The sequence below is a fragment of the Citrobacter sp. genome, from assembly GCF_050252275.1.
Lineage (GTDB): Bacteria > Pseudomonadota > Gammaproteobacteria > Enterobacterales > Enterobacteriaceae > Citrobacter_A > Citrobacter_A amalonaticus.
Genome location: NZ_JBFWLF010000213.1, coordinates 1 through 8,156 on the forward strand (window position 1 = coordinate 1; position 8,156 = coordinate 8,156).

Genomic DNA, 8,156 nt, shown 5'->3' on the forward strand with positions numbered 1-8,156 from the left:
GCCTGCCAGTTTCCCCAGCGAATCCAGCATGCTAACGACATAGTCTTTACCGGTGTCGATCAGCGAACGGATCAGGCAATGGATTTCGACGTTGTCGTCGGTCATGGTGACGACGCCCACGTTCAGTGAGGTTTCAACCACGCCTTTTGCGACGTCGGAATTGCGGATCACACCGTTCGGCGTTGCGTTCAGCAGACGGATAAAGCCATCGCGAGATTGTGCGGTCAGTGCGGCTTTATCGCTCGCGGCGCTCTCCAGCAGAACCACCAGGTTTTTCTCTTTTTCAGCCAGTTCGTTTTTCAGGATGTCCTGATAAGCGTTAACCCGTGCGTTCAGCGCCTCTACGTTGTCTGCCGCAACGGCAACGGTCGCAAAGGCTTCACGTGGAATCGCGTTACGCAGCGTACCGCCGTTGAAATCGACCAGACGCAGATCCAACTCTTCAGCATGACCGGCCAGGAAACGAACCAGCAGTTTGTTTGCGTTGCCAAGACCAACGTGGATTTCGCCACCGGAGTGACCGCCTTTCAGCCCTTTCAGCGTCAGCTTAAAGGTCTGGAAACCTGCCGGAACGGCTTCGCGGGTCAGCGACAGGTTAGAGGTGAAGTCGATCCCTCCTGCGCAACCCATGTAGATCTCACCTTCTTCTTCCGAGTCGGTGTTGATCAGAATATCCGCCTGCAGCCAGTTGGCCTGCAGACCAAATGCACCGTCCATCCCCGCTTCTTCGGTCATGGTCAGCAGCACTTCCAGCGGGCCGTGAACGACGCTGTCGTCAGCCAGAACCGCTAATGCGGAAGCCATCCCGATGCCGTTATCGGCGCCCAGCGTGGTACCACGCGCTTTCACCCATTCGCCATCAATATAAGGCTGGATCGGATCTTTGGTGAAATCGTGCACAGTGTCGTTGTTTTTCTGCGGCACCATGTCCAGGTGCGCCTGCAGAACCACCGGTTTACGGTTTTCCATTCCCGCACTGGCCGGTTTGCGAATCAGGATATTCCCTACCTGGTCGCGCTCGACGTGGAAACCTTTCTCGTTTGCCCAGCCGATGATGTGCTCAGCGAGCTGCTCTTCATGATAGGACGGGTGAGGAATAGAACAGATTTTTGCAAAAATATCCCACAGCGGTTGCGGGGAGAGTTGAGATAGTTCAGACACGATAATTCTCCTTGTATACCCGTCATACTTTAGGTGGTATTCAGGGTATAGATGCGCTGCAAACAGGCTTGCAGGTCACAGGGTTAGCAGGTTAATTATTACCACAAGTCTGGCTTGCGAGATGCGCTTGAGAATACCACTTTCTGCGCCCGCTGCGAGTATAAAGCACGTAAAAAGAGGGCCCGATTCCGCGAAACACTGGTTTTTGGTGGCTCAGATCTCTATAATCTCGCGCAACCTATTTCCCCCTCGAACACTTTTTAAGCCGTAGATAAACAGGCTGGGACACTTCACATGAGCGAAAAATACGTCGTCACCTGGGACATGCTGCAGATCCATGCACGCAAACTGGCAAACCGCCTGATGCCTTCAGAACAGTGGAAAGGCATCATTGCCGTTAGTCGTGGTGGTCTGGTGCCGGGCGCATTGCTGGCACGTGAACTGGGCATTCGTCATGTCGATACCGTATGCATTTCCAGCTACGATCACGACAACCAGCGTGAACTGAAAGTTCTGAAACGCGCTGAAGGCGATGGTGAAGGCTTTATCGTCATCGACGATCTGGTGGATACCGGTGGTACCGCCGTGGCTATCCGTGAAATGTACCCAAAAGCGCACTTTGTCACTATCTTCGCGAAACCGGCAGGCCGTCCGTTAGTCGATGATTACGTGATTGATATCCCGCAGGATACCTGGATTGAGCAGCCGTGGGATATGGGCGTGACCTTCGTTCCGCCGATTTCTGGCCGCTAATCTCTGACTTTTTCAACGCCTGGCATTGCCGGGCGTTGTTCTATTTAGCCGGTGTCAGGTTACAATAAGCCTCAGTGAGTACTTCAGGAGGCTGTACGCATGTCACAGGCTAATCTTAGCGAAATCCTGTTCAAACCCCGTTTCAAACATCCCGAAACGTCGACCCTGGTCCGCCGTTTTAATGCCGGGACGCAGCCGCCTGTGCAATCGGCGCTGGATGGCAAGAATATTCCCCACTGGTATCGCATGATTAACCGCCTGATGTGGATCTGGCGCGGGGTGGATCCGCGAGAAATTCTGGATGTTCAGGCGCGCATCGTGATGAGTGACGCCGAGCGCACCGATGCCGATCTTTACGATACGGTGATCGGTTACCGTGGCGGCAACTGGATTTATGAATGGGCAAAACAGGCGATGGACTGGCAGCAGAAAGCCTGCCAGGAAACGGACCCTGAGCGCAGTGGTCGCTACTGGCTACACGCTTCGACGCTGTACAACATCGCTGCCTATCCGCACCTGAAAGGGGACGATCTGGCGGAACAGGCGCAGGCCTTATCTAACCGTGCCTATGAAGAAGCCGCGCAGCGACTGCCCGGTACGCTGCGTGAGATGGAATTTAGCGTGCCTGGCGGCTCGCCCGTCACCGGGTTCTTGCATATGCCGAAAGGCGACGGCCCGTTTCCGACGGTGCTGATGTGCGGCGGTCTGGATTCAATGCAAACCGATTACTACACCCTGTATGAGCGTTATTTTGCGCCGCGCGGCATCGCCATGCTGACGCTGGACATGCCTTCCGTCGGTTTCTCGTCAAAATGGAAGCTCTCTCAGGACTCCAGTCTGTTGCACCAGCATGTGCTGAAAGCGCTGCCGAATGTGCCGTGGGTGGATCATACCCGGGTGGCGGCGTTCGGATTTCGTTTTGGTGCCAACGTGGCGGTGCGTCTGGCCTATCTTGAATCTCCGCGTCTGAAAGCGGTGGCCTGCCTCGGTCCGGTTGTCCATGCGTTGCTGAGCGATCCGTTACGTCAGGGAGCGGTACCGGAAATGTATCTTGACGTTCTGGCAAGTCGACTGGGGATGCACGATGCGTCCGATGAAGCGTTGCGCGTGGAGCTTAATCGCTATTCGCTGAAGGTGCAGGGACTGCTTGGCAGACGCTGCCCGACGCCAATGCTGTCGGGCTTCTGGAAGAACGATCCGTTCAGTCCGGAAGAGGAGTCGCGTTTAATCACGTCTTCATCTTCTGACGGTAAGCTGCTGGAGATTCCCTTCAATCCGGTGTATCGCAATTTTGACAACGCGTTACAGGAAATCACCCGCTGGATTGAAAAGAGATTGTGTTAATAATTTGCTAAATTCTACTGTTTTGGTAAAACAGTTGCTTCACAACAGGAGATCGCAATGACGTTACCGAGTGGACACCCGAAGAGCAGATTGATCAAGAAATTCACCGCGCTTGGCCCTTATATCCGCGAAGGAAAGTGCGAAGATAATCGATTCTTTTTCGATTGTCTGGCTGTTTGCGTCAACGTGAAGCCCGCGCCTGAACTGCGCGAATTCTGGGGCTGGTGGATGGAACTGGAAGCGCACGAAAAGCGTTTTACCTACAGCTACAAATTTGGTCTGTTCGACAAAGCGGGCGACTGGAAGACTGTGGCGATCAAAGATAAAGAAGTCGTTGAGCGACTGGAATATACCCTGCGCGAGTTTCACGAGAAGTTGCGTGAGCTGTTAAACACGCTGCATTTGTCACTGGAGCCCGCAGACGATTTCCGTGATGAGCCGGTGAAGCTAACGGCGTAATCCAAAAAAGAGGCCGGATGAATCATCCGGCCTCTCTGTTTTTAGCCGGATAAGTCAACTCATCCGGACCATTCTGGCATCAGAACTGATAGGTCATACCCAGCGCCACGATGTCATCGCTGTTGACGCCCAGTTTGTTGTTGTCATCAATCTGGTTGATTTTATAATCAACAAACGCCGACATATTCTTGTTGAAATAATAGGTCGCGCCGACGTCGATATATTTCACGATATCTTCATCACCAATACCTTCAATATCTTTGCCTTTCGACTGCACGTAACCGATGGACGGACGCAGGCCGAAATCAAACTGATATTGTGCGACGGCTTCGAAGTTTTGCGCTTTGTTGGCAAAACCACCGGAGATCGGCGCCATGTTGCGGGTTTCAGAATAGATGGTCGCCAGATAGATGTCGTTGCCATCGTATTTCAGACCGGTCGCCCAGCCTTCAGCATTCTGGCCATGACCGCGCGCCTGCTGGTTTTGCTCATTGGTACGGTCAGAGTTGGCGTAGGCGCCAATGATCGCGAAATCGCTGCCGCCGAAGTCGTAGCTCAGTGATGTCCCGAACCCGTCACCGTTTTGTTTCTTCACGTCACGGTCTTCGTTTTTGCCCTGATATTGCAGGGTCATGTTCAGACCGTCGATCACGCCGAAGAAGTCGGTGTTCCGGTATGTCGCCAGACCGCTGGCGCGTTTGGTCATAAAGTTATCGGTCTGCGCCAGGCCGTCACCACCAAATTCCGGGAACATATCGGTCCAGGCGGCAACGTCATACATTGCGCCCAGGTTACGACCATAATCGAAAGAGCCGATATCTTTTAGCTTGACCCCGGCAAACGCCAGACGCGTTTTCTGACCGGATTCGCTTTCGGTTTTGTTGCCCGCAAATTCCGCTTCCCAACGACCGTAACCGGTCAGTTGATCGTTAATCTGCGTTTCGCCTTTAAAACCAAAGCGAACATAGGTCTGGTCGCCGTCTTTGCTGTCATTGTCGCTGAAATAGTGCATCGCTTTAACTTTGCCATACACATCCAGTTTATTACCGTCTTTATTAAACACTTCCGCTGCCTGCACGGATGCCGATGCCACAATACCCATCACCACTAATGCCAGAGTGCTCTTTTTCATTTTCAGTCCTGATTTAACGTACGCGCTATTATTTACTGGGTGTGATCCCCGTTGAAAGACAGGAGGGTTTTAACGTTCTGGAGTGAAGGTTTTATGACAACGTAAGAATAATTTTAAAAAAGGATGTTTTTCTGTTTCAGTAATAAAAACGTCAAAAATTGCCGCTACGCTTGCTGATCCAGCACAACAAAATTCCATGCTTTGTGCGCTGCTTGTTGGCAACCGGGGCCAGTCCTGCTAAAACGTTCGTTTACTATCATTTTCCCTATTTTGAACGGCAGAGAATCATGAGTGACAGCCAGACGCTGGTGGTAAAACTCGGCACCAGTGTGCTAACGGGCGGATCGCGCCGCCTGAACCGTGCCCACATCGTAGAACTTGTTCGTCAGTGCGCGCAGTTGCATGCCGCAGGACACCGTATTGTTATCGTCACGTCGGGCGCTATCGCCGCCGGGCGTGAACATCTCGGATATCCGGAACTGCCGGCGACCATTGCCACCAAGCAACTGCTGGCGGCGGTCGGGCAGAGCCGACTGATCCAACTGTGGGAACAGCTGTTTTCGATTTACGGCATTCACGTCGGACAGATGCTGCTGACACGGGCGGACATGGAAGACCGGGAGCGCTTTTTGAATGCGCGCGACACCCTGCGTGCCCTGCTGGATAACAATATTGTTCCGGTTATCAATGAGAACGATGCGGTTGCCACAGCGGAAATTAAAGTGGGCGACAATGACAATCTCTCCGCGCTGGCGGCGATCCTCGCCGGGGCAGACAAACTGCAGCTTCTGACCGATCAACAGGGGTTGTTCACCGCCGATCCACGTACCGACCCGCAGGCCGAGCTGATTAAAGATGTCTACGGGATTGATGACGCGTTGCGCGCAATCGCCGGCGACAGCGTATCGGGGCTGGGAACAGGCGGCATGGGCACTAAGTTGCAGGCCGCTGACGTCTCCTGCCGCGCCGGGATTGACACGATTATCGCCGCTGGCAGCAAGCCGGGCGTGATTGGTGACGTGATGGAAGGCATTTCCGTCGGTACCCGCTTCCATGCGCAGGCCTCTCCGCTGGAGAACCGCAAGCGCTGGATCTTTGGCGCGCCGCCTGCTGGTGAAATCACCGTCGATGAAGGCGCGACGGCGGCGATTCTGGAACGCGGCAGTTCATTGCTACCGAAAGGCATTAAAAGCGTGACAGGCAACTTCTCACGTGGTGAAGTGATCCGCATCTGTAATCTGGAGGGGCGTGATATTGCCCACGGCGTGAGCCGCTACAACAGCGACGCGCTGCGCCGCATTGCCGGACACCACTCTCAGCAGATTGACGCGATTCTGGGTTACGAATATGGCCCGGTCGCCGTTCATCGCGATGATATGATTACCCGTTAAGGAGCAGATAAATGCTGGAACAAATGGGCATTGCTGCCAAGGCCGCGTCGTACAAACTGGCGCAACTCTCCAGCCGCGAAAAAAATCGCGTGCTGGAACAAATAGCTGATGCGCTTGAAGCGCAAACGGAAACTATCCTGAACGCCAATGCGCAGGACGTGGCCGAAGCGCGTACGAACGGTCTGAGCGAGGCGATGCTTGATCGCCTGGCGCTGACGCCGGCGCGCCTGAAGGCCATTGCGGATGACGTCCGTCAGGTCTGCAATCTGGCGGATCCGGTTGGGCAGGTGATTGACGGAGGGCTGCTGGACAGCGGGCTGCGTCTGGAGCGTCGCCGTGTGCCGCTGGGCGTGATTGGCGTGATTTATGAAGCCCGCCCGAACGTCACCGTCGATGTCGCCTCTCTGTGCCTGAAAACGGGCAATGCGGCGATTCTGCGCGGCGGTAAAGAGACGTATCGCACCAATGCTGCCACCGTGCGCGTGATCCAGCAGGCGTTAACCTCCTGCGGGCTACCGGAAGCGGCGGTTCAGGCCATTGAAAGCCCCGACCGTGCGCTGGTGAATGAGATGCTGCGCATGGACAAATATATCGATATGCTGATTCCGCGTGGCGGCGCGGGTCTGCATAAGCTGTGCCGCGAGCAGTCGACCATTCCGGTGATCACCGGTGGGATTGGGGTGTGTCATATCGTTGTCGACGACAGCGCAGAGATTGCCCCGGCGCTGAAGATTATCGTCAATGCGAAAACGCAACGTCCGAGTACCTGTAACACGGTAGAGACGCTGTTAGTGCACAAGGACATCGCGGCGCGTTTTCTGCCTGCGCTGAGTCAGCAGATGGCTGAGAGCGGTGTAACGCTGCATGCGGATGAACGGTCGCTTGCCCTGTTGAGCTCAGGCCCGGCAAACGTGGTGGCAGTCAAAGCGGAAGAATTTGACGACGAGTTCCTGTCGCTGGATTTGAACGTCAAAATCGTCGCGGACCTGGATGACGCCATCGCGCATATTCGCGAGCACGGCACTCAGCATTCCGACGCCATCCTGACGCGCACCATGCACAACGCGAACCGTTTTGTGAACGAAGTGGATTCGTCCGCGGTATACGTCAACGCCTCGACCCGTTTTACCGATGGCGGACAGTTTGGTCTCGGTGCGGAAGTTGCCGTCAGTACGCAAAAATTACATGCCCGTGGTCCTATGGGGCTGGAAGCGCTGACCACCTATAAGTGGATCGGCTTTGGTGACGATACGATTCGTGCCTAAATAACGCCGGGTGATGCAAAATCAGCCACTTGATTCGCAAGGCTATTGACGCATCGCCCGGTTAGTTTTAACCTTCTACCCCGTGTTCACACTCGTGGTCACGTCCTCTTCAGGGCCGATATAGCTCAGTTGGTAGAGCAGCGCATTCGTAATGCGAAGGTCGTAGGTTCGACTCCTATTATCGGCACCATTAAAATCAAATTCTTACGTAAGATCTTATCATTCTCCCACCAAAAAATTATTTTCATGTAACAGCTGGTGTAAGTAAATTCTATCAACGAAGATCAATCTTATCTACTGACCAAAAAGGCCTGATAGGGCTTCGCTCACTATACATCCGTGGCTGCAGGTTTAGTTGTCCATGTCTACACCACTCCTAAATTTAATGTGTTGGCAATGTGTTCAATAAAGCTCGAACAAATTAGCTCATTATGATCGGTTAATACTTCAACTTCTGGTTGCATGATTGTTTGTCCGTAAAAAGATAACGCGCCCGCCGGGTAGTAGCAGGCGCATTACGCAATAGGTAAACAAGGGAGGAAGTTCAGAAATGTAAATCGGGAAGGTTGTACGCAATGTTCATCGTACTACGTTGTTACGGCTTTGCCGCAACAAGCCAGTTGCCTGCCGCGCTCGCAGAATGTCTACAGC

At 53.8% G+C, this 8,156-nt stretch carries 8 protein-coding genes and 1 tRNA gene; 6 read left to right on the forward strand and 3 right to left on the reverse strand.

Annotated features, from left to right (window positions below; all coding sequences use genetic code 11):
* Positions 1 to 1,161: beta-Ala-His dipeptidase (gene pepD, locus AB7E14_RS16700; protein WP_428169692.1), on the reverse strand; the 1,161-nt coding region annotated here is incomplete at its 3' end.
* 294 nt (positions 1,162 to 1,455) lie between these two features.
* On the opposite strand from pepD, the gene gpt reads away from it, so the two are divergent.
* The 3 genes from gpt (at position 1,456) to crl (ending at position 3,717) form a co-directional block, all read left to right on the forward strand.
* The gene (gene gpt / locus AB7E14_RS16705; protein WP_042997821.1) at positions 1,456 to 1,914 is read left to right on the forward strand and encodes a xanthine phosphoribosyltransferase; all 459 of its coding nucleotides are present in this window, start codon (positions 1,456 to 1,458) and stop codon (positions 1,912 to 1,914) included.
* Between the two features lie 99 nt (positions 1,915 to 2,013).
* Positions 2,014 to 3,258: an esterase FrsA gene (frsA, locus tag AB7E14_RS16710; RefSeq protein ID WP_042997820.1), complete on the forward strand. Its 1,245-nt coding sequence runs from the start codon at positions 2,014 to 2,016 to the stop codon at positions 3,256 to 3,258.
* A 57-nt stretch (positions 3,259 to 3,315) separates the two neighbouring features.
* On the forward strand, positions 3,316 to 3,717 hold the full coding sequence (crl, locus tag AB7E14_RS16715; protein ID WP_042997819.1) for a sigma factor-binding protein Crl: 402 nt from the start codon (positions 3,316 to 3,318) through the stop codon (positions 3,715 to 3,717).
* A gap of 79 nt (positions 3,718 to 3,796) precedes the next feature.
* Here the strand turns inward: crl and phoE are convergent, their stop codons facing one another.
* Complete coding sequence (gene phoE / locus AB7E14_RS16720) at positions 3,797 to 4,849, reverse strand: phosphoporin PhoE (RefSeq protein WP_058587675.1); 1,053 nt, start codon at positions 4,847 to 4,849, stop codon at positions 3,797 to 3,799.
* A gap of 287 nt (positions 4,850 to 5,136) precedes the next feature.
* On the opposite strand from phoE, the gene proB reads away from it, so the two are divergent.
* The 3 genes from proB (at position 5,137) to AB7E14_RS16735 (ending at position 7,695) form a co-directional block, all read left to right on the forward strand.
* Positions 5,137 to 6,240: a glutamate 5-kinase gene (proB, locus tag AB7E14_RS16725; RefSeq protein WP_428169693.1), complete on the forward strand. Its 1,104-nt coding sequence runs from the start codon at positions 5,137 to 5,139 to the stop codon at positions 6,238 to 6,240.
* Between the two features lie 11 nt (positions 6,241 to 6,251).
* A complete protein-coding gene (gene proA / locus AB7E14_RS16730; protein ID WP_058587677.1) occupies positions 6,252 to 7,505 on the forward strand; it encodes a glutamate-5-semialdehyde dehydrogenase in 1,254 nt (417 codons plus the stop codon).
* 114 nt (positions 7,506 to 7,619) lie between these two features.
* Positions 7,620 to 7,695: transfer RNA gene (locus tag AB7E14_RS16735), tRNA-Thr, on the forward strand.
* Positions 7,696 to 8,084: 389 nt separating this feature from the next.
* On the opposite strand, the gene AB7E14_RS16740 is transcribed toward AB7E14_RS16735, so the two are convergent.
* On the reverse strand, positions 8,085 to 8,156 hold a 72-nt coding region (locus tag AB7E14_RS16740; RefSeq protein WP_428169694.1), incomplete at its 5' end, for a TA system toxin CbtA family protein.